General features: G+C 65.4%; 16 protein-coding genes and 1 tRNA gene. 10 read left to right on the plus strand and 7 right to left on the minus strand.

Annotation, left to right across the window (positions count from 1 at the left end; all coding sequences use genetic code 11):
- Nucleotides 1-15: 15 nt before the first annotated feature.
- Together RQI43_RS10065 and RQI43_RS10070 are read right to left on the minus strand one after the other, a co-directional pair.
- Entirely contained in the window at nucleotides 16-654 is a 639-nt protein-coding gene (locus RQI43_RS10065) for a CoA pyrophosphatase (RefSeq protein ID WP_311275061.1), read from the minus strand.
- Nucleotides 651-1241: a DUF1285 domain-containing protein gene (locus RQI43_RS10070; protein WP_311275062.1), complete on the minus strand. Its 591-nt coding sequence runs from the start codon at nucleotides 1239-1241 to the stop codon at nucleotides 651-653. The genes RQI43_RS10065 and RQI43_RS10070 overlap by 4 nt, the downstream gene beginning before the upstream one ends.
- Before the next feature lie 339 nt (nucleotides 1242-1580).
- On the opposite strand from RQI43_RS10070, the gene RQI43_RS10075 reads away from it, so the two are divergent.
- The 3 genes from RQI43_RS10075 to RQI43_RS10085 all read left to right on the plus strand — a co-directional run bounded on the left by RQI43_RS10075 (nucleotide 1581) and on the right by RQI43_RS10085 (nucleotide 5816).
- Nucleotides 1581-3728: a sodium-translocating pyrophosphatase gene (locus tag RQI43_RS10075; protein WP_311275063.1), complete on the plus strand. Its 2148-nt coding sequence runs from the start codon at nucleotides 1581-1583 to the stop codon at nucleotides 3726-3728.
- 223 nt (nucleotides 3729-3951) lie between these two features.
- Complete coding sequence (locus RQI43_RS10080; protein WP_311275064.1) at nucleotides 3952-5043, plus strand: alkene reductase; 1092 nt, start codon at nucleotides 3952-3954, stop codon at nucleotides 5041-5043.
- Nucleotides 5044-5177: 134 nt separating this feature from the next.
- Nucleotides 5178-5816: an HAD hydrolase-like protein gene (locus RQI43_RS10085; RefSeq protein WP_311275065.1), complete on the plus strand. Its 639-nt coding sequence runs from the start codon at nucleotides 5178-5180 to the stop codon at nucleotides 5814-5816.
- Between the two features lie 1043 nt (nucleotides 5817-6859).
- Here RQI43_RS10085 and RQI43_RS10090 read toward each other — a convergent pair.
- A tRNA-Gln gene (locus RQI43_RS10090) sits at nucleotides 6860-6934 on the minus strand.
- An 89-nt stretch (nucleotides 6935-7023) separates the two neighbouring features.
- Here RQI43_RS10090 and RQI43_RS10095 point away from each other — a divergent pair.
- Both RQI43_RS10095 and RQI43_RS10100 read left to right on the plus strand, forming a co-directional pair.
- Complete coding sequence (locus tag RQI43_RS10095; RefSeq protein ID WP_311275066.1) at nucleotides 7024-7776, plus strand: SDR family oxidoreductase; 753 nt, start codon at nucleotides 7024-7026, stop codon at nucleotides 7774-7776.
- A gap of 105 nt (nucleotides 7777-7881) precedes the next feature.
- Nucleotides 7882-9516: a peptide chain release factor 3 gene (locus tag RQI43_RS10100; RefSeq protein ID WP_311275067.1), complete on the plus strand. Its 1635-nt coding sequence runs from the start codon at nucleotides 7882-7884 to the stop codon at nucleotides 9514-9516.
- Between the two features lie 85 nt (nucleotides 9517-9601).
- Here RQI43_RS10100 and RQI43_RS10105 read toward each other — a convergent pair whose 3' ends face one another.
- The 3 genes from RQI43_RS10105 to RQI43_RS10115 form a co-directional block, all read right to left on the minus strand.
- The gene (locus RQI43_RS10105; protein WP_311275068.1) at nucleotides 9602-10591 is read right to left on the minus strand and encodes a TIM44-like domain-containing protein; all 990 of its coding nucleotides are present in this window, start codon (nucleotides 10589-10591) and stop codon (nucleotides 9602-9604) included.
- Nucleotides 10592-10728: 137 nt separating this feature from the next.
- Complete coding sequence (locus RQI43_RS10110) at nucleotides 10729-11841, minus strand: ATP-binding protein (RefSeq protein WP_311275069.1); 1113 nt, start codon at nucleotides 11839-11841, stop codon at nucleotides 10729-10731.
- 91 nt (nucleotides 11842-11932) lie between these two features.
- Nucleotides 11933-12565 carry a helix-turn-helix transcriptional regulator gene (locus RQI43_RS10115; protein WP_056431196.1) on the minus strand — a complete coding sequence of 211 codons (633 nt, stop codon included), beginning with the start codon at nucleotides 12563-12565 and terminating at the stop codon, nucleotides 11933-11935.
- 204 nt (nucleotides 12566-12769) lie between these two features.
- On the opposite strand from RQI43_RS10115, the gene RQI43_RS10120 reads away from it, so the two are divergent.
- The 4 genes from RQI43_RS10120 (at nucleotide 12770) to RQI43_RS10135 (ending at nucleotide 17186) form a co-directional block, all read left to right on the plus strand.
- Nucleotides 12770-13147 carry a DUF952 domain-containing protein gene (locus RQI43_RS10120; protein WP_056431194.1) on the plus strand — a complete coding sequence of 126 codons (378 nt, stop codon included), beginning with the start codon at nucleotides 12770-12772 and terminating at the stop codon, nucleotides 13145-13147.
- Nucleotides 13144-14232 (plus strand): quinone-dependent dihydroorotate dehydrogenase, encoded by a 1089-nt coding sequence (locus tag RQI43_RS10125; protein ID WP_311275070.1) that lies wholly within the window; start codon nucleotides 13144-13146, stop codon nucleotides 14230-14232. Before RQI43_RS10120 ends, RQI43_RS10125 begins: the two co-directional genes overlap by 4 nt.
- A gap of 351 nt (nucleotides 14233-14583) precedes the next feature.
- Nucleotides 14584-16884: an FdhF/YdeP family oxidoreductase gene (locus RQI43_RS10130; protein WP_311275071.1), complete on the plus strand. Its 2301-nt coding sequence runs from the start codon at nucleotides 14584-14586 to the stop codon at nucleotides 16882-16884.
- On the plus strand, nucleotides 16881-17186 hold the full coding sequence (locus RQI43_RS10135; RefSeq protein ID WP_311275072.1) for a hypothetical protein: 306 nt from the start codon (nucleotides 16881-16883) through the stop codon (nucleotides 17184-17186). Before RQI43_RS10130 ends, RQI43_RS10135 begins: the two co-directional genes overlap by 4 nt.
- A gap of 18 nt (nucleotides 17187-17204) precedes the next feature.
- On the opposite strand, the gene fliP is transcribed toward RQI43_RS10135, so the two are convergent.
- Nucleotides 17205-17969: a flagellar type III secretion system pore protein FliP gene (gene fliP / locus RQI43_RS10140; protein ID WP_311275073.1), complete on the minus strand. Its 765-nt coding sequence runs from the start codon at nucleotides 17967-17969 to the stop codon at nucleotides 17205-17207.
- Nucleotides 17970-18144: 175 nt separating this feature from the next.
- Here fliP and RQI43_RS10145 point away from each other — a divergent pair, with 175 nt between their 5' ends.
- Nucleotides 18145-20214, plus strand: coding sequence for a M3 family metallopeptidase (locus RQI43_RS10145; protein ID WP_311275074.1), 2070 nt, complete (start codon nucleotides 18145-18147; stop codon nucleotides 20212-20214).

Raw genomic sequence — 20214 nt, forward strand, 5'->3', positions numbered from 1 at the left:
GGGAAGGCCGTCATGTCACGGAAACAGGCGTTCGTGGAGATTGTTCACGATCCCCGCCGTCACACCCCAGATCATGCGGTCACCGAAGGGGATGGCGTAGTAGCGTCTCGGGCGATCCTGCCATAGCCCGACGCCGAGGCGCCGACGGACCGGGTCCATCAGGCGTCCCAGCGGGACTTCGAATACCTCCGCCACCTCCGCCGGATCTGGGGCGAGCCGGACTTCTTCGGTGCAGAGCCCCACCACCGGGACCACGAGGAATCCCGTCGCCGACAGATAGGGGTCGAGATAGCCGAGGATGCGGATGTCGTCAGGCCGAAGGCCGATCTCCTCTCGGGCTTCTCGCAGGGCGGCATCCGCCGGGTCCCGGTCCGAGGGTTCGATCTTGCCACCGGGAAAGGCGATCTGACCGGAATGGTCGCGCAGGTGCGACGCCCGCACGGTGAAGAGCACCGCCAGTTCCTCGTTCCTGACGACGATAGGCACCAGGACCGCTGCTGACCGGTGCGGTTTTACCGGAGGGGTCGCGATGCCGGCTGGGTCGAGGTCGTGGTCGCCGCGTGGGTTCGAAACGGGGTCGTCGGCTTTGGGGGGAGTAGGGGATAGGCCCCGCCCGGCCCTTTCGAGCAGGTCCGACAGCGCGTCGAAGCTCATGCGCCTTCGCTGCGAGCGATAGGATGAAACCCGCCGCCGCCGGCGATGCCGAACCACGACACCCCATCGACCAGGCGTTCCTCACCCAGCGCCAGCAGGTCGTAGGTCGTTGCGCGGGTAAGCAGTGCCCAGAGGCCACGGCGGATATGGATATAGGGGCGCAGACCGCCATCCCCGCCCTCCTCGAACCGCAGAGCATGATCGGCATCGACGGTCACGAGATCGTCGACATTCGTGCGGAACGCGATGCGCCGGGTCTCGCCCTCACCATCCACCGCCATCTCCACTGCGGCGAAGGGCGCATCGTCCACCACGATTCCCACGCTCTCCACCGGCGTCACCAGCACGATGCGGCCATCGGGCTCTCGCCGGAGGATAGAGGAGAACAGCTTGACGAGGGCCGGGCGGCGGATCGGTGAGCCGTTATGGAACCACGTTCCATCCGCGGCGATCCGCATGTCGATCTCACCGCAATAGGGTGGGTTCCATCGCTCGACGGGCGGCAAACCCCGTTGGGGTACCCCGTCAAGGGCGAGGCTGAGCCGGGTCAGGGCCGGGTCCGGTGGCGGTTGTTCCGACTGGGTCATGGCTTCAGGAAATAACGTGTTCCCACATTTTTGAAACCGTCCCAATCCATGGGAATCGATGCCCTAGCGTGAATCAATGCGCAAAGTTTCGCTGCGCCGCGTTACGAGTTCGGTAAGAGACGAAGAGGTTCGAATGCGAGTGATTTCAATCAAGCGCTTAGTGAATTGTGCAACGCAGCAATAATCGCAAGTGAAAGAGCTAAGCAGGATTTGCTCTTGCCGCGGAAGTTTGGCAATCAGAGCAGGCATCCCAGGGAGGGAATGCCTAAAACGCTTCAAGCGTCTCGTCCCATAACCAGCCGAGCTACGTCATCACGATAACAACGCAAGGACGGTAGAATGACCGCATTGTTGCTTATCATCTTGGGCGGACTATGCGCCGTCGCCTACGGAATCATCACGATCAACGACGTGATGAAACGCGACGCCGGCACCCAGCGGATGCAAGAGATCGCCGGGGCGATTGCGGAAGGGGCACAGGCCTACCTGCGCCGGCAATACGCTACCATCGGCATCGTCGGCGTGGTTCTGTTCGTGGCGCTCGCCTATTTTCTCGGACTGAAGGTCGCCATCGGCTTCCTCATCGGCGCGGTCCTCTCCGGAGCGGCCGGCTTCATCGGCATGAACGTGTCGGTGCGCGCCAATGTCCGGACGGCGCAGGCGGCCTCGACCTCCCTGGGGGCTGGGCTCGACGTCGCATTCAAGTCCGGTGCCGTCACCGGCATGTTCGTGGCGGGTCTCGCGCTCCTTGGGGTCGCGCTCTACTACACCTTCCTCACCCGCGTTTCGGGCCTCGCGCCCGCCAGCCGTGAAGTCATCGATTCCCTGGTGGCGCTCGGCTTCGGCGCCTCGCTGATCTCGATCTTCGCCCGTCTGGGAGGCGGTATCTTCACTAAGGGCGCCGATGTCGGCGGCGACCTCGTCGGCAAGGTCGAAGCCGGGATTCCGGAAGACGATCCGCGCAACCCGGCCACAATCGCCGACAATGTCGGTGACAATGTCGGCGATTGCGCCGGCATGGCGGCCGACCTGTTCGAGACCTATGCGGTGACCGTCGTCGCCACCATGGTGCTCGCCGCGATCTTCTTCGCCGGCCAGACCGATATCGCCGGACGCAACGTGCTGGAGGCGATGCTGCTCTATCCGTTGGCCATTGGTTCGGCCTGCATCCTCACCTCGATCGCCGGCACTTACGCCGTTCGGCTCGGCGCCAACCAGTCGATCATGGGTGCGCTCTACAAGGGTCTCATCACCGCCGGCGCACTCTCCATCGTCGCCATCGCGCTAGTGAATTTTGCGCTGTTCGGTGGATTCGCCACCGAGTTCAAGACGAATGCCGGGGTCACCTTCACCTCAGGCGGATTGTTCGGCTGCGCGGTGATCGGCCTCATCATCACGGCGCTCATCGTCGTCATCACCGAATACTACACCGGCACGAACTTCCGCCCGGTGAAGTCAATCGCCGACGCTTCCGTCACGGGTCACGGCACCAACGTGATCCAGGGGCTCGCGATCTCGCTCGAATCGACGGCGCTGCCGGCGCTCGTCATCGTGGCGGGCATCATTGCCACCTATTCGCTGGCAGGCCTCTTCGGCATCGCCATCGCGGTCACGGCCATGCTCGCGCTGGCCGGGTTCATCGTCGCCCTCGACGCGTTCGGTCCCGTCACCGACAATGCCGGCGGTATCGCCGAGATGGCCGGTCTGCCGCCGGAGGTCCGCAAGTCTACCGACGCGCTCGATGCCGTCGGCAACACCACGAAGGCTGTCACCAAGGGCTATGCCATCGGCTCGGCCGGTCTCGGCGCCCTCGTCTTGTTCGCCGCCTATACCAGCGACCTCAACTACTTCATCGCCAATGCGAGCCCGACCCAGTACCGCTTCTTCCAGGGCGTGAGCGTCGATTTCTCCCTGTCGAACCCCTACGTCGTCGTCGGCCTCCTGCTCGGCGGGCTCATCCCGTTCCTGTTCGGCGGCATGGCGATGACGGCGGTCGGCCGTGCGGCCGGTGCCGTGGTCGAGGAGGTGCGGCGCCAGTTCCGCGAGAAGCCCGGCATCATGGCGGGCACCGACCGTCCGGATTACGGGCGGGCCGTCGACATGCTCACCCGCGCGGCGATCAAGGAGATGATCCTTCCGTCGCTCCTGCCGGTTCTCTCGCCCATCGTCATCTTCTTCGTGATCCAGGCGATTGCCGGCAAGGACCAGGCCTTCGCCACGGTGGGCGCATCCCTGCTGGGTGTGATCCTGACCGGGCTCTACGTAGCGATCTCAATGACATCCGGCGGCGGCGCTTGGGACAACGCCAAGAAGTACATCGAAGACGGTCATCACGGTGGCAAAGGCTCCGATGCGCACAAGGCGGCGGTGACCGGCGACACCGTAGGCGACCCCTACAAGGACACGGCCGGCCCTGCCGTGAATCCCGCGATCAAGATTACGAACATCATTGCCCTGCTGCTACTCGCAGTGCTGGCCCACCTCTGAGTCTCTATCGGAAGGGCGTTCGCGGAGCCAAAGCTCAGTCAGATGCCGGAAAGGTGATTGCCGGGGTGATGATCCCGGGCGTGGTGGCGTGCGGCGGCGCACAGGCGGTGTCCGATGCTCCAGCCGTCCCCCTGACGGTCTCCCGTCAGCGCCATACCTACGGGCAACGAAGGCGCGGCCGAACGGTCGCGCCTTCATTGTCGTAGTCTGACGAGAGATCTTCATGCCCTCACTGCACGATCCGATCCGCATCGGCGCGATCGACTCGAAGAACCGCATCTTCATGGCGCCGCTCACCCGTGCCCGCGCCACGAGGGAGCATGTACCGACCCCGATCATGGTCGATTATTACAGGCAGCGGGCGAGCGCGGGCGTGATCCTCACCGAGGCGACGGGCATTAGCCAAGAAGGGCTCGGTTGGCCCTTCGCGCCGGGTATCTGGTCTGACGAGCAGGTCGAAGCCTGGAAGCCCGTCGTGAAGGCAGTTCACGAGGCCGGAGGCCGGATCGTCTGCCAGCTCTGGCACATGGGCCGCATCGTCCATCCGAGCTTCAATGGCGGGAAGGCGCCGATCTCGTCTTCCGCCACTACTGCGCCGGACCACGCCCATACCTACGAGGGCAAGAAGCCCTACGCCCAGGCGCGTGCCCTGCCGATCGAGGAGATTCCGCGTCTCCTCGCCGATTATGACCGCGCCGCGCGCAATGCCATCGCGGCCGGGTTCGACGGTGTGCAGATCCACGCAGCGAATGGCTACCTCATCGACCAGTTCCTACGTGACAACAGCAATCACCGCGATGACCGCTATGGCGGCTCTGTCGAGAACCGCATCCGCCTGCTGACGGAGGTCACCCAGACCGTGGCCGACGCCATCGGGAAGGACCGCACGGGCGTGCGCCTGTCACCGAACGGCGAGATCCAAGGCGTGGACGATTCGAATCCGGACGCTCTGTTCGGGGCTGCTGCCGCCGCGCTCGGCAAGATCGGTATCGCTTTCCTCGAACTGCGCGAACCCGGCCCGAACGGGACCTTCGGCAAGCCGAACCATCCGCCGGTCGCGCCCGTGATGCGGAAGGCTTTCGGCGGCCCGCTGATCCTCAATTCGGATTACGATCCGGCCGCCGCCGAGGCCGCCCTCGCCGAGGGCAAGGCCGACGCCATCGCGTTCGGCCGGCCGTTCATCGCCAACCCGGATCTCGTCGAGCGGATCGCGGAGCATGTGCCGCTCAACAAGGACGAGCAATCGACCTGGTACAGCCAGGGACCGGAAGGGTATATCGACTACCCGACGCGCACCGCGTCGAAGGCGGCCTGACGCGGTCCTTCCAGACCTCGATGGGTTCGACTCATCGAGGTCTGTCCTCGTTACTGCGTTGCGCCGGCTTCGGGGCCGCTTGAGGTTCCTTTTCCTCAGGGGAGCTGAACCATAACGGGCGACCCACCGGCGTGATGCGCACATCCTACAAGCTTGCCATCTTCGACTTCGACGGGACGCTTGCCGACACGTTCCCGTGGTTCTGCAGCGTTATCAACGACGTCGCTGTTCGCTATCGTTTCCGGCAGATCGATCCGGCCGAGACCGATGCGCTACGGGGTCTTTCGGCCCGCGCCCTCATTCGTGAGCTCGGCGTATCGCCCTGGAAGTTGCCGTTCATCACGCGGCACATGCACGGACTTGCGTCGCGCGACATCGCCACGATCTCGCTGTTCCCCGGGATACGGGACATGCTCTGCAACCTCGACGAAGCAGGCGTCACCCTCGCCATCGTCAGTTCGAACAGCGAAGCCAATGTCCGGCATGTCCTCGGACCCTGCGCCCTACGCTTCCGGCATTACGCCTGCGGCACCTCGATGTTCGGTAAGGCCAAGCGCCTGAACGCAGTGATGCGAAAGGAGGGATCGCTTGGCGGTGCCATCTATATTGGCGACGAATTGCGGGATCACGATGCGGCCAAGGCGGCATCGTGCGATTTTGGAGCCGTGACCTGGGGGTATACGCGAGGAGACGCGCTGGTAACCGCTCGCCCCGACATGGTTTTTCGACACCCCGCCGATATCGTGGAGACGATAGGAACGGCGCCAGCCTGACGATACCCCTCGCCGGCATCGAACTTGCTGGGCGTTAGGATGTCTTCAGGGAGGTCGTCCCGATGCATAGCCCAAAGCCGGAGCAACACCCGAGAAACCGACACCCTCTGTTGCCACGGATCTCGGCAATGGCCGCTGAGCAACCAGCTCATCCGTCGAATCGCGACGATTTCGGTGCAGGCGGGCAAAACCATGCGGCTGTGTACTTTGACCGGTGGGCGAACGATCAACGGTCTGATCGACGGGCTGAGAAACGCCTCTCGCATCAAGGATCAGTACGCGGCGTCCATGATCGTCGCGGAAGTCATTACTCGTCTTCGACACGCCGAGGACGCACGGGGGTGACGTGTTCGGCCTTCAAAGACTAGACGTGTCACACAGCGTCTACTCGCGAAGTGCTGGCGATCTCAGTATTTCCGAATGACGACGAGATGAGATCCCGTCGCTCTCTCAGTCCTCCATCATCCGCAGAACCTTTTCCCCGAAGAGGCGGACGACGCAGAGAACGAGGACGGGAATCAGAGCGATGGCTCCGATATTCGGCCCCAAAAGAAAGGAAAGGCCGACTCCGAGGCCGGCTGTGAAAGCAGCTGGTACCATGGTGAACTCACAAATCGGTTTCGTTGGCTGGCGAAGCAATTCATCCCTAGCCGCATTAAAATGCTATTCAAAGCAGAAAAATGCCAGTGTTAATGTTGATTAATACGAAATATCCTGCATACAGGATTAAAGTCTCTCATAGGACTTGAGCCCAGGGCTGCTGTGCCCCATGCACACTCTCGGCTTTCCATGATCGAGTAACCACTTGATCTGGCTCGAAACTCAATTGGAGTCAGCGGACCGAAAGGATGGTTGCCGGCGACAGCAGTCAGTCTTGGCCGCTGATGGCCAAAGCATTCCGCCTTGAATCACCTGTTCGACCGGCTCGGCTTCCCATGGGTCTTGGTTTTGTTGAGTAGATGTCGTCCTTCGACGTGGAGGACGTATCACCTACGCTCAAGCGGCGCCCATCAGGCGCTCACGAGCCGGCCCATTTGCGTGGATGGCTGGGGCGGGAGGATTCGAACCTCCGAATGGCGGTACCAAAAACCGCTGCCTTACCACTTGGCGACGCCCCATCGACGCAAGGCCGCGCGTTGTCTAGACGCCGCGTCGGCCCGTTGCAACAGCCTGTTCGCTCCGGCCGACCAGGAAATGGAGAGCGCGCATGTCGAAGCAGATCGCGATCGTCACAGGGGCGGGGTCCGGGATCGGCCGAGCGGTCTCGCTCGGGCTCGCACGAGCCGGGTTCGATCTGGCTTTGGCCGGGCGTCGACGGGGGCCGATCGATGAGGTCGCGGATGCCGTGCGTGCGCTTGGGGCCGAGGCCATGGCAGTGGAGACCGATGTCGGCGATGCCGCAGCAGTCGGGCATCTTTTCGCCGAGGTGAAGACGCGGTTCGGTCGCCTCGATCTCCTGTTCAACAATGCCGGCCTGTTCGCACCTTCCGTTCCGCTGGACGAACTCAGCCTGGCGCAATGGCAGGCCGTCGTGGATGCGAACCTCACCGGCGCTTTCCTGTGCACGCAGGGCGCGTTCCGGATGATGAAGGCGCAGAACCCGCGCGGCGGCCGCATCATCAACAACGGGTCGATCTCGGCCCAGGTGCCGCGTCCGAATTCGGCGCCCTATACGGCGACGAAACACGCGATCACCGGCCTCACGCGGTCCACCTCACTCGATGGACGCGACCATGACATCGCCTGTGGGCAGATCGATATCGGCAATGCCGAGACCGACATGACCAAGCCGATGGCAGCCGGCATCCGGCAGCCCGACGGGTCGCTGAAAGTCGAGCCGGTCATGGATGCCCGTCACGTGGCGGATGCGGTGGTCTATATGGCCGGCCTGCCCCTCGACGCCAACGTGCAGTTCATGACCGTGATGGCGACGAAGATGCCCTATATCGGGAGGGGTTGAGGCCCCGCGCTTTCGCCCGGTCCCCGTTCGCATTACAGACGGGGCACGCCCCCGACCTTGTACAGACAAGCCCGCCCCGGCGGACCAGAGAAGCAACCGCCCGCGATGTTGATGCAGACAGAACCCAAGGACGCGACCGGCAAGGATGCCGACAGGGCGAAGGATCCCGTCGCCCGCCGCCGTACCTTCGCGATCATCTCCCACCCTGATGCGGGCAAGACTACGCTCACCGAGAAGCTGCTCCTATTCGGCGGCGCGATCCAGCTCGCCGGCGAGGTCAAGGCGAAGCGCAACCGCGTCTCGACTCGGTCCGACTGGATGGGAATCGAGAAGGAGCGCGGCATCTCGGTCGTCACCTCGGTGATGACCTTCGAGTATGGCGACTGCGTCTTCAACCTGCTCGACACGCCGGGCCACGAGGACTTCTCGGAGGATACCTACCGCACCCTGACGGCCGTCGATTCGGCGGTGATGGTGATCGACGCCGCCAAGGGCATCGAGGCGCGCACGCGTAAGCTGTTCGAGGTCTGCCGCCTGCGCGACATCCCCATCGTCACCTTCATCAACAAGCTCGACCGTGAGGCGCGCGATCCGTTCGAACTTCTCGACGAAATCGAGAAGACCCTGGCGCTCGATGTAGCTCCGGTCACTTGGCCCATCGGCCGGGGGCGGAGCTTTGCCGGCACCTACGACCTCGGCAATGGTCGTGTTCGCCGGCTCGACGCGGCGGACGACGCCGGCACCGTGGCCGTGTCTGGAGTGAACGATCCGCTCTTCGACCAGTTGCTCACCGAGGAGGGCGAGGTGGCCACGTGGCGGGAGGAGGCGGAGCTCGCCGAATCCGGCCTCAAGCGGTTCGATCTCGAGGCGTTTCGCGAAGGGCACCTCACGCCGGTCTTCTTCGGCTCGGCCCTGCGCAATTTCGGCGTGCGCGACCTCATCGACGGGCTCGCCCGCTTCGCGCCGCCGCCGCGCGGCCAGGATTGCGACAAGCGCCTGGTGGAGCCGACCGAGCCGAAAATGACGGGGTTCGTCTTCAAGATCCAGGCGAACATGGATCCCAACCATCGCGACCGCATCGCCTTCATGCGGGTCTGCTCGGGCAGGCTCAGCCGCGGCATGAAGGCGAAGCTCGTGCGCACCGGAAAGCCGATGTCGCTGTCCGCGCCGCAATTCTTCTTCGCGCAGGACCGAGCCATCGCCGACGAGGCCTTTGCCGGCGACGTGGTCGGCATTCCCAACCACGGCACCCTGCGCATCGGCGATACGCTCACCGAGGGTGAGGAGATCGTGTTCCGCGGCGTGCCGAGCTTCGCGCCGGAAATTCTGCGCCGGATCAAGCTCACCGATGCGATGAAGGCGAAGAAGCTGCGGGAAGCGCTTCAGCAGATGGGCGAGGAAGGCGTCGTCCAGGTGTTCCGCCCGCATGACGGCTCGCAGGCCATCGTCGGCGTCGTCGGTGCGCTGCAGCTCGATGTGTTGAAGGAGCGGCTCCAGGCCGAGTATGGCCTCCCCATCGATTATGAGCCGACACGCTTCTCGATCTGCCGCTGGATCGAATCGGATGTGGAAACCGATCTCGATTCCTTCATCGGTACCCATGGCTCGGCCATGGCGAGCGACCTCGACGGTGCGCCCGTCTTCATGGCGACCACCGCCTTCTCCCTCCGCTACGAGGAAGAGCGCGCGCCGAAGGTCCGCTTCACCGACATCAAGGATTATCAGAAGCGCGCCGCCTGATCCTGGGCGCAGGCTTCATGAGAAAGGGCCGCGCGGTTTATACCGCGCGGCCCTTTCTTGGTTTCGACCGATGCCGTTGAGGCGATCAGCGACCCTGCTGGATCGCCGAGAGGATCCAGCGCCCGCCGCGCTCGCGCACGAAGGTCCACAGCTCCAGGGCCTCCGGCTCGCCGGTCTCGACGGTCTGGTTGGTCCGAAGGTCGATCGTTACGTCGGTGATGGCGTAGCGCATCGCCACCGTGGCGTATTCCATCCGGCCCTCGCTCCATGATTCCGACAGGTCGCCCTGCAGAAGCTTCACGTTCGAGATCCGATTGACGACCCCGCGGGATTCGTTGCCGCGCAGCTCATCGGCGAAGTAGCCCGCCATTTCCGGTGTCGCGAGGTTGCGCAACGCAGCGACGTCGCCACGGCCATAGGCCGCCTGCACGTCGTTGAGGGCGATCTCGAAGCTCTGGAAGTCGCCCGGGCCGATATCGACCTTGCCGACGGTCGGCTGCGGCGCGCCGCGCGAAGCAGCACCCATGGCCGAACCGGCGCCCATGGCGGGACCAGCACCCGCGCCGGGCGTCGAGCCGTAGCCCGCCGGGTTCGAATTGCCCGACATGCTGGAGCGGGCCATGCCGGCGGGAGCCGGATTTCCCTGACGGCGGCGGAACCAACGCACCGCGAAGGCGACGACCATCACGATGAGGCCGACCTGCAACAGCAGGCCGATCATCGAGGCGATGCCGCCGAGACCACCGAAGAAGCCACCACCCAGGAGCGCTCCGAGGAGGCCGGCGCCGAGAAGGCCGGCCATGAAGCCGCCACCGAAGCGAGGACGCTGCGTAGCAGCGCTCGTCATGCCGGGATTACCCATGGTCGAACCGGGCTGCGTCTGCGAGCGCTGGATCGGCGCAGCGCTCGGCGCCGTGTTCGTGGACGAGGGCGCGTTGAAGGTCTTCGAGCCGCGCGAGCCCATGCCACCGCCGCCGCCTGGACGGGCCTCGGCAACGGGCGCAGCAACGGCCAGCATCGCGGCGAGCGCGAAGAGGGTCGCGGCGCGGGTGCGACGCGTGGAGGGGATGAACATGAATACGCCTCTGAACGAAGTCTGAGAGAGTCCCGGCGGGAATGCCGGATCTTATATGGTGACGTTCGACGACAAGTTTTAGTCCGGCCGCGCCCTGCTTTTGTGATGACGGCGAGACTTGAGAAAGCCGGTGCATTTCAGAGAGCGGCCGGAAAGATCATCCGTACCGTCGTTCCCTCGCCGGGCTTGCTGTCGAGAGACACGGTCCCGTTCTGACGCTTCACCAGGCCGTGGACGATGGCGAGCCCCGCTCCCCGTCCGGCCTCGCGCGTCGTGATGAAGGGCGCGAGCGCCCGTGCCGCCATCTCCGGTGTCATCCCGTGCCCGGTATCGCGGACGGAAAGACCGACCGCGCCATCGCCCGGACGGCGGATCGCCGGGTCGCTCGGCGGCACCACGAAACTCGCGATCTCGATGCTTCCGCCGGACGGCATCGCCTCGCAGGCATTGGCGACGATGTGAGACAGGGCCAGATCCACCTGGGTCGGGTTGGTGAGCCCGTTGGGCAGGTCCGGCGCCGCGCGGATCGTCAGGGCGACCCCCGGGGGAAGCGTCGCTTGCATGCGCGCGGCGAAGGCGGTGATGAGAGCATTCATATCGACCGGGCGGACATCCGGCGCGATCCGCCGCGAGAAGGTCAGAAGCTGGCGCGTCAGGATCGTCGCCCGCTCCACCGCGTCGGTGGAGCGTATCACCGCCCGTTGGATGAAGGGTTCCTCGCGGTCGCCGAGACGTCGCTTCAGCCCGTCGATATAGCCGATGAGAATCTGCAGGAAGTTGTTGAACTCGTGAGCGACGCTGTTCGTGAGCAGGCCCAGCGCCTCGCGTTGCCGCGATAAAGCCAGCGCACCCTCCGCATCCCTCCGCCTGGTCACGTCGATCACCTGGACGAGGAGAAGGTCGGTATCGGGCAGGCGGGCTGCGAAGATCTCGGCCCAGAAGGTCGAGCCGTTCCTGCGCCAGGCCAGCACCTCGATTCCCTCCGGACGCTTTCCCGCCAACGCGGCGGCGAAAGCGGCGCGAGCGTCCTTGTCGGTATTGGCGCCGAGAAGCAGATGGGCATCGCGTCCGACGAGATCCCCGGTATCGTGGCCGGTCAACCGGGCAAAAGCGGGATTGGCCGCAACGATCGTCGTCTTGGATTGGTCGATCAGCAGCGTGGGAAGGGCGCTGGCATCCAGGGCCGAGCGAAGATCGATAGGCGGGCTCGGAGCCTCATCCCGTTCGCCGTCCAGATCGTGCAACGCCATGCTGTATCCAGGCCTGTCGGAGCGGAACGGGCTCCAGCGTTAGTCGCATCGGACGGAAGCGCCAAGACGTCACGGAGCCTCCCCACGATGTCTACTGCCGGACCCACATCACCCGCGCGATCCAGGCGATCTCCGCCACTTGGACGATGCGTTCCGGGTGGCTCGGGTTGAGCGACAGCAACTCGATCGTCCGGGCGGTCTTGCGGCGCAATTCCTTGGCCAGCACTTCGCCGCTAGCCAGCCGCACCACCACGCGGTCGCCTTTGCGGACGCTGGCGGTGGGAGACACGATCAGCACGTCGCCATCGCGGTAGAGCGGTTCCATGGAATCGCCCTGCACTTCGAGGGCGAAAGCGCGATCCTCACCGAGATCGGGAAACTCGATTTCTTCCCAGCCCGGCCCGCCGGTGGGCATGCCTTCCTCAGTGAAGAGCCTGCCCGCGCCCGCCTGGGTCATGCCGATCAGCGGCACCATGGTGCGCGGCATGCCTTCCCGAGCTTCGATGAGGCGAAGGAAATCGTCCAGCGTCGCATTGGTGGCCGCGAGCACCTTCGACACGGATTCGGTGGAGGGCCAGCGCTTGCGCCCGTCCGGCCCGATCCGCTTCGAGCGGTTGAAGCTCGTGGCGTCGAGCCCCGCACGGCGCGCGAGACCCGAAGCGGAGAATCCATGGCGTTCCGCGAGACGGTCGATCGCGGTCCAGATCTGCTCGTGGGACAGCATGGCGAGACTCGATCAGAATGGCTAAGACATCCAGCCTAGCTTTAGGAAAGTAGAACTAAAAAGCGGCGGAAGCAACGGCGCGCCGCCACTATCTTCGAGATGGAGAAATTACAAACTCACGACCAAAGGTAGAAATAGCCGCTGGTTGCGACGGATGCCTGCCCGTTCTATCGCGGTCGCGGTCGAACCGGAAGGCAACGCGCGATGTCAATGATCTACAAGATATGCCCGCGTGCCTTGTGGCGCGAGGCCGAGGAAGCGGGCCGGTTCACCGGTGCTCCGGTCGACCATGCCGATGGGTTCATTCATTTCTCCACCGCCGACCAAGTGGCTGAAACTGCATCTCGGCATTTCGCCGGTGTTCCCGATCTCGTCCTCGTCGGGATTGACGCCGATGCGTTGGGAGATGCCCTTCGCTACGAGCCCTCGCGCGGCGGGGCGCTGTTCCCGCATCTCTACGGCGACCTCCGGCTCGATGCGGTCAGGTCCGTCACCGATCTTCCGATTGGGCCGGACGGCCGGCATCTGTTTCCCGCCGATCTGGTTTCGCCCACTCCTCCCTCGACCGGAGCATCGGCATGATCGGCGCGCTCTTTCCCCTCGCAAAGCCGATCCTGCATGGCCTCGACGCCGAGACGGCGCACAACCTCACCTTACGTGGGCTGGCTCTTCTGCCACCCCGCAAGCCGGCCCCGGACGATCCGAGGCTCGCGGTTGATGCCTTCGGCCGTCGGTTCCCCAACCCGGTCGGACTGGCGGCAGGATTCGACAAGGGCGCGCAGGTGCCCGATGCGCTGCTCGGCCTGGGCTTCGGCTTCGTGGAGGTCGGCGGCGTCGTGCCGAAGCCTCAGGGTGGCAACCCACGCCCGCGCGTGTTCCGTCTCAGCGCCGACGGCGCCGTCATCAACCGCTTCGGCCTCAACAGCGAAGGGCTCGACATCGTGCGCGGCCGCCTCGCGGCGAGAAGCAGTCGACCCGGATTGGTCGGAATCAATATCGGCGCCAATAAGGAGTCGAGCGACAGGATCGCCGATTACGTGGCCTGCACCTCGGCACTGGCGCCGCATGTCGCCTTCGTCACCGTCAACGTCTCTTCGCCGAACACGCCCGGCCTGCGTGACCTTCAGGGCGAAGCGTTCCTGGATGATCTGCTCGGACGCGTGGTCGAGGCTCGCGACAAGGCCTCCGCCGGGACTGCGATTCTGCTGAAGATCGCCCCCGATATCTCGCTCGAAGCGCTCGATTCCATCGTCGCCACCGCTTTGCGGAGGAAGGTGCAGGGGCTCGTGGTCTCCAACACCACCATCGCGCGGCCCGCCGGTCTCGCCGACGCCTCCCTGGCCAGGGAGACCGGAGGCCTCTCCGGGCGTCCGCTTTTCGAGCCGGCGACCCGCCTCCTGGCGGAGACCTACCTGCGCGTGGGCGGCACCATCCCGCTCATCGGCGTGGGCGGCATCGACTCGGCCGAGGCGGCCTGGACCAAGATCCTCGCAGGGGCGAGCCTGCTGCAGCTCTACTCTGCGCTGGTCTATGCCGGTCCTGGGCTCGTCGGATCGATCAAAGCCGGCTTGCTCAGAAAACTCGCCGCGGAAGGTGCTCGCGACCTGTCGACGATCGTCGGCCGGGACGCGGCGACGCTGGCCAAACTCGGGACAGCTGCCGCTTAGTCTTTCGAGAAAGCCCGGATCCCCGGCGTCTCACTCCAAAAGGGTGATGACGCGGCAGGACCGTCTTCCGCATCGCGGCACGAACCTGTGTCGGCCGGGTGCTACTCAAGACGCGCGAGATCTAACCCGGCTTTTGTCGCATGCGGTTCATGCGTCTGACGCGGGGTCGAGTTTAGAACTTCGAAAGACTGCTCGGTTTCGCGCCAATGCATCGTCGTAAGCGCATGACTGGCCCGCGTTTATCCGTGTTTGAGTGACCCGTGTGCGGTGCGATATCGCTGGTGGTAGAGGACGTGGTTTCGCATGGCGATTCCGCCGTCCAGGCCATTTTTTGCCGAGCCAGGATCGTACATGGATCACCCGGTCGCGTCCCCCAAGCGTTCCTCCGCCGCTGGCGGTTGGGGCGCGCTAAAGAGCTGCGGCAAGCACCTGCTGAGCAGCCGCGCCCCGCTCTCCGGGGCCCGCGCCATGCTCAAGGCCAACCAGCCCGACGGGTTCGATTGTCCCGGCTGCGCCTGGGGTGACCCGGCGCACGGTTCCTCGTTCGAGTTCTGTGAGAACGGCGTGAAGGCCGTCTCATGGGAGGCGACCGACAAGCGTACGCCGCCGAAGTTCTTCGCGAAGCACACGGTGACGTCGCTGCGGACATGGACGGATTACGCCCTGGAAGGCGAGGGCCGCCTGACGCATCCCATGCGCTACGACGCAGCGAGCGACCGCTACCTGCCGGTCAGCTGGGATGCGGCCTTCACCGAGATCGGCGCCACTTTGCGTGGTCTCGACAGCCCCGACCGGGCCGAGTTCTACACCTCCGGCCGCGCCTCCAACGAGGCGGCTTACATCTACCAGCTGTTCGCCCGGCTCTACGGCACCAACAATTTCCCCGATTGCTCCAACATGTGCCACGAGGCCAGCGGCATCGCCCTTCAGGCGGCCATCGGCATCGGCAAGGGCACCGTCCTGCTCGAGGATTTCGAGAAGGCGGACGCGATCTTCGTGGTCGGCCAGAACCCCGGCACCAACCATCCGCGCATGCTCGGTGACCTTCGCAAGGCGGCGACCCGCGGCGCCCGCGTCGTGGTCTACAACCCTGTGCGCGAGCGCGGTCTGGAGCGTTTCGCCGATCCGCAGAACACCGTAGAGATGCTGCGCGGCGCCAGCGCCCCGGTGGCGAGCCATTATTACCAGCCGCGTCCGGGCGGCGACATGGCGGTGTTCCGCGGCATCGCCAAGGCGGTTTTCGCCGCCGACGACGCGGCGCTCGCCGCCGGCCGGCCTTCCGTCCTCGATCGCGCCTTCCTGAGCCACCATGCCGAGGGGCATGAGGCCTATCGCGCCGTCGTGGAGGCGACCACCTGGGAGGCGATCGAGGACCAGTGCGGCCTGTCCCGCGCCGATATCGAGGTCGCGGCCGACGTCTATCTCGGTGCCGACAAGGTCATCTGCACCTGGGCCATGGGCGTGACCCAGCACAAACACTCGGTGGCCACCATCCGGGAGATGACCAACGTCATGCTCCTGCGCGGCAATATCGGCCGTCCCGGCGCTGGCCTCTGTCCCGTGCGCGGCCATTCCAACGTGCAGGGCGACCGCACGGTGGGCATCAACGAGAAGCCGCCCGCCGCCCTGCTCGACGCCCTCGAGCGTGAGATCGGCTTCGTCGCCCCGCGCAAGCACGGCCACAACGTCATCGGCGCCATCGGCGCCATGCTCGACGGATCGTCCAAGGCCTTCATCGGGCTCGGCGGCAATTTCGCCCGCGCCACGCCGGATACGGCGCTGGTAGCCAAGGCGCTCGCCTCTTGCGAGCTCACCGTCCATATCGCCACCAAGCTCAACCACTCGCATCTGGTGCCGGGCCGGGTAGCCTACCTGCTGCCTTGTATCGGCCGCACCGAGATCGACCGGAATTCGAAGGGCAAGATCCAGATCGTCACGGTCGAGGATTCCATGAGCATGGTCCACGGCTCGGGCGGCATCAACAAGCCCGCCTCGCCGGAGCTGCGCTCCGAGATCGCCATCATCGCCGGCATGGCCGCGGCCACCGTCGGGTCGGACAAGGTCGATTGGGCGGCCCTCGCCGACGATTACGATGGCATCCGCGCGTTGATCGAGCGGACCATTCCGGGGTTCGCCGGTTACAACGCCCGCGTCCGCCGTCCGCGCGGCTTCATGCTGCGCAACCTCGCTGCCGAGCGCAACTTCGAGACGGTGAACGGGAAAGCGAACTTCTCGGCCGATGCCCTCCCGGAGGCGACGGAGCACCAGCAGGCGCGGACGAAGGCCGGCACCTTCGTGCTCCAGACCTTCCGTAGCCACGATCAGTACAACACCACCGTCTATGGCCTCGACGACCGCTATCGCGGGGTCTACGGCGAGCGTCAGGTGCTGTTCGCGCATCCCGACGACCTGGCCGAGATCCGTGCCATCGCAGGCGACCGGGTCGATATCGTCGGCACCCATGACGACGGCGTGGTGCGGGTGGCCGAAGGCTTCCGTCTCGTGCCCTTCGACATGCCGCGCGGCAGTCTCGCGGGCTATTATCCCGAACTCAACGTGCTCGTTCCCCTGTCGTCCTTCGGCAAGGAGAGCGACACGCCGACGTCGAAATCGGTCATGGTGTCGCTTCGCCGTCCGGCGGAGGCCGCGTGAACGAGCCTCCTGCCGATGCCGAGACCTTTCTCGCCGTCACCGATTCCATCGCCGACCTCCAGCCCGGCCTCTCGACCCTGGAGGCCGGGCTACTCGCGGGCCTTCATCTGAAGCTCGCCGCCGATAGCCGAAGCTTCGCCCGCGTCTTCGGCGTCGAGCACGCGCTCGTCCTGCGTGCGGTGGAGACCCTGTCCGGGGAGGCCGAGCTTCTGGCGGTCACCGAGCGCAATCAGAAAACCCAGCGGGCGCGCTACGAGGCGACCCCGGCGGGTCTCGCTATCCTGGATCACCTGCACGGCTGATTCTCTGGGTTGCCGCCGTCAGCTTCCGTAGCTCTGGATCAGCGATCCGGCCACGAGGGTCCAGCCGTCGACCAGCACGAAGAAGATCAGCTTGAACGGCAGGGCCACCGTCGCCGGCGGCACCATCATCATGCCCACCGCCATCAGGATCGAGGCGACGACCAGATCGATGACGAGGAAGGGGATGAAGAGCAGGAAGCCGATTTCGAAGGCGCGGCGCAACTCCGAAATCATGAAGGCCGGCGTGACGATCTCCAGGCCGATGGCTTCCGGCCCGGCGGGGGCGGGGGCCTTCGCCATGTCGAGGAACAGCTTCAGGTCCTTCTCGCGCACGTTGCGCAGCATGAAGGTCTTGAACGGAGCCGAGGCCCTATCGAACGCCACGCCCTGGGTGATCTGGCCCGCGATGAGCGGCTCGATCCCGGTGCGATAGGCCTCGCGCGCCGTCGGTGCCATGACGAAGGCGGTGAGGAACAGCGCGAGGCTGGTAATTACGGCGTTCGGCGGAGCGCTTTGCGTCCCCAGCGCCGAACGCAGGATCGACAGCACCACGACGATTCGCGTGAACGAGGTCGCCATCACCAGCACCGAGGGCGCCAGCGCCAGGACGGTGATGAGGGCGACGAGCTGGAGCGCCCGCTCGGTGAAGCCGCCCTGACCGAGATCGACCGAAAGGCTCTGTGCCGTGGCCGCGCCGATGCCGGCGGCCAGGAAGCCGCCCGCCGCCAGCACGAGTCCGGCGGAACGGAGGGAAACGGAGGTGGTTCGGGTCAGGGGTGCCATGGCGGGGCGCAACCTGCGTCGGCCTGAGCTTGGGTGCAAGCGCCCAAGGCCTGGAAGCCCCTTCGTTGAAAACCCGAGTGACACCGTGGCGAAAATGCCGACGGGACTCTTTGCGCTCGCTTGCCGGGATGACTAGGTTCCCCCGCATAGGCCCGGACGACACCGAAGGACGACCATGACGAGCGCAACCGCCACCGAGACCCGGGACATCGGACCGTTCGCCGAGGCCGTATGGGACACGCCGTTCGGCATTCCGCCCTTCGAGCGGATCCGGCCGGAACATTATCTGCCCGCCTTCGAAGCCGCACTCGACGCCCACGATACCGAGATCGCCGCCATTGCCGGCAACACCGAGCCGGCACGTTTCGCCAACACCGTCGAGGCACTGGAGCGCGCCGGCCTCGATCTCGACCGCGTCGCCTCCGTCTTCTTCAACCTCAGCGGCAGCAACACCAGCCCCGAACTCCAGGCGGTGGAGCGGGCGATCACCCCACGCCTCGCGCGCCATGGCAGCGCGATCTATCTCGACCCGCTGCTCTGGGCGCGGATCTCCGCCGTCGATCCGGATGCGGAGGCCCTCGGCGACGAGGAGCGCCGCGCGCTCGACCGCTACCGCACGCGCTTTCGCCGCGCCGGTGCCGATCTTGCCGCTGAGGCGAAAACCCGGATGGCGGAGATCGCGGGGCGGATGGCCGAACTCGGGACCACGTTCAGCCAGAACCTGCTGGCCGATGAGGGCGCGTTCATCCTCCCCCTCGACGGTGAGGAGGATCTCGCCGGGCTCCCCGAGTTCCTTCGCTCCGCTGCCGCCAGCGCCGCCAAGGATCGGGGCGGCGAGCATGCGCACATCATCACCCTGTCGCGCTCACTGATCGAGCCGTTCCTGGTGTTCTCGACCCGGCGGGACCTACGCGAGAAGGCTTATCAGGCCTGGATCCGGCGTGGCGAGAGCGGCGGCGCCACGGACAACCGGGCCATCATCGCCGAGATCATCGCCCTGCGCGCGGAGCGGGCCCGCCTGCTCGGCTTCGACAGCTTCGCCCATTTCAAACTGTCAGACACCATGGCGGGCTCGCCCGACGCCGCGATGGAATTGCTGCGCAACGTCTGGACGCCGGCCCATGCCCGTGCCGCCACCGAGCGCGACCGCCTGCAGGCCCTTGCCACGTCCGAAGGGGCCAACATCGCCCTGGGGCCGCATGATTGGCGCCACTATGCCGAGAAGCTGCGGCGGGCCGAGCACGATCTCGACGAGGGCGAGATCAAGCCCTACCTGCCCCTCGACGGTGTCATCGCGGCCTCCTTCGACACGGCTTCGCGCTTGTTCGACCTGCGCTTCGAGGAACTCACCGACTTTCCCCGCTACCACCCCGATGTGCGGGCCTGGACGGTGCGCAATGCCGACGGGTCCGAGGTCGGCATCTTCCTCGGCGATTATTTCGCCAGGTCGTCGAAGCGCAGCGGTGCCTGGATGAGCGCCTTCCGCTCACAGGAGCGGCTCAACGGCACAATCACGCCGATCATCATCAACGTGATGAACTTCGCCAAGGCGCCGGAGGGCGAGACACCGCTGCTCTCCTTCGACGACGCGCGCACCCTGTTCCACGAGTTCGGCCATGCGCTCCACGGCCTTCTCTCGGACGTCACCTATCCGCTCCTCTCGGGCACGGCGGTGGCCGGAGATTTCGTGGAACTGCCCTCGCAGCTCTATGAGCACTGGCTCGAACAGCCTCAGGTCCTACGGGCCCATGCCAGGCATCACCGCACCGGCGAGCCGATGCCGGAGGAGTTGCTGAAGCGCCTCCTGGCGGCGCGGGCCTTCAACCAAGGCTTCTCCACCATAGAATATACCGCCTCGGCCATCGTCGACATGACGCTGCACCTGTCGAGCGGCGGCGAGGACGGTCTCGATGTCCTGGCCTTTGAGGCTGACGCGCTCCAGCGCATCGGCATGCCCGCGGAGATTTCCATGCGGCACCGCTCACCGCACTTCGCCCATATCTTCTCCGGCGACGGCTATGCGGCTGGGTATTACAGCTACCTCTGGTCCGAGGTGCTCGATGCCGACGCTTTCGACGCGTTCCGCGAGGCCGGTGACATCTTCCACCCCGAAACGGCGGCACGCCTGCGCAAGTTCGTCTACGGCGCCGGAAACTTGCGCGATCCCGGCGAGGCCTACATCTCCTTCCGCGGCCGCCTGCCGAGCATCGATCCGCTTCTACGCAAGCGCGGCTTAGCCGCCTGA

Origin of the sequence: Methylobacterium sp. WCS2018Hpa-22 (genome assembly GCF_031843785.1) — a bacterium.
GTDB lineage: Bacteria > Pseudomonadota > Alphaproteobacteria > Rhizobiales > Beijerinckiaceae > Methylobacterium.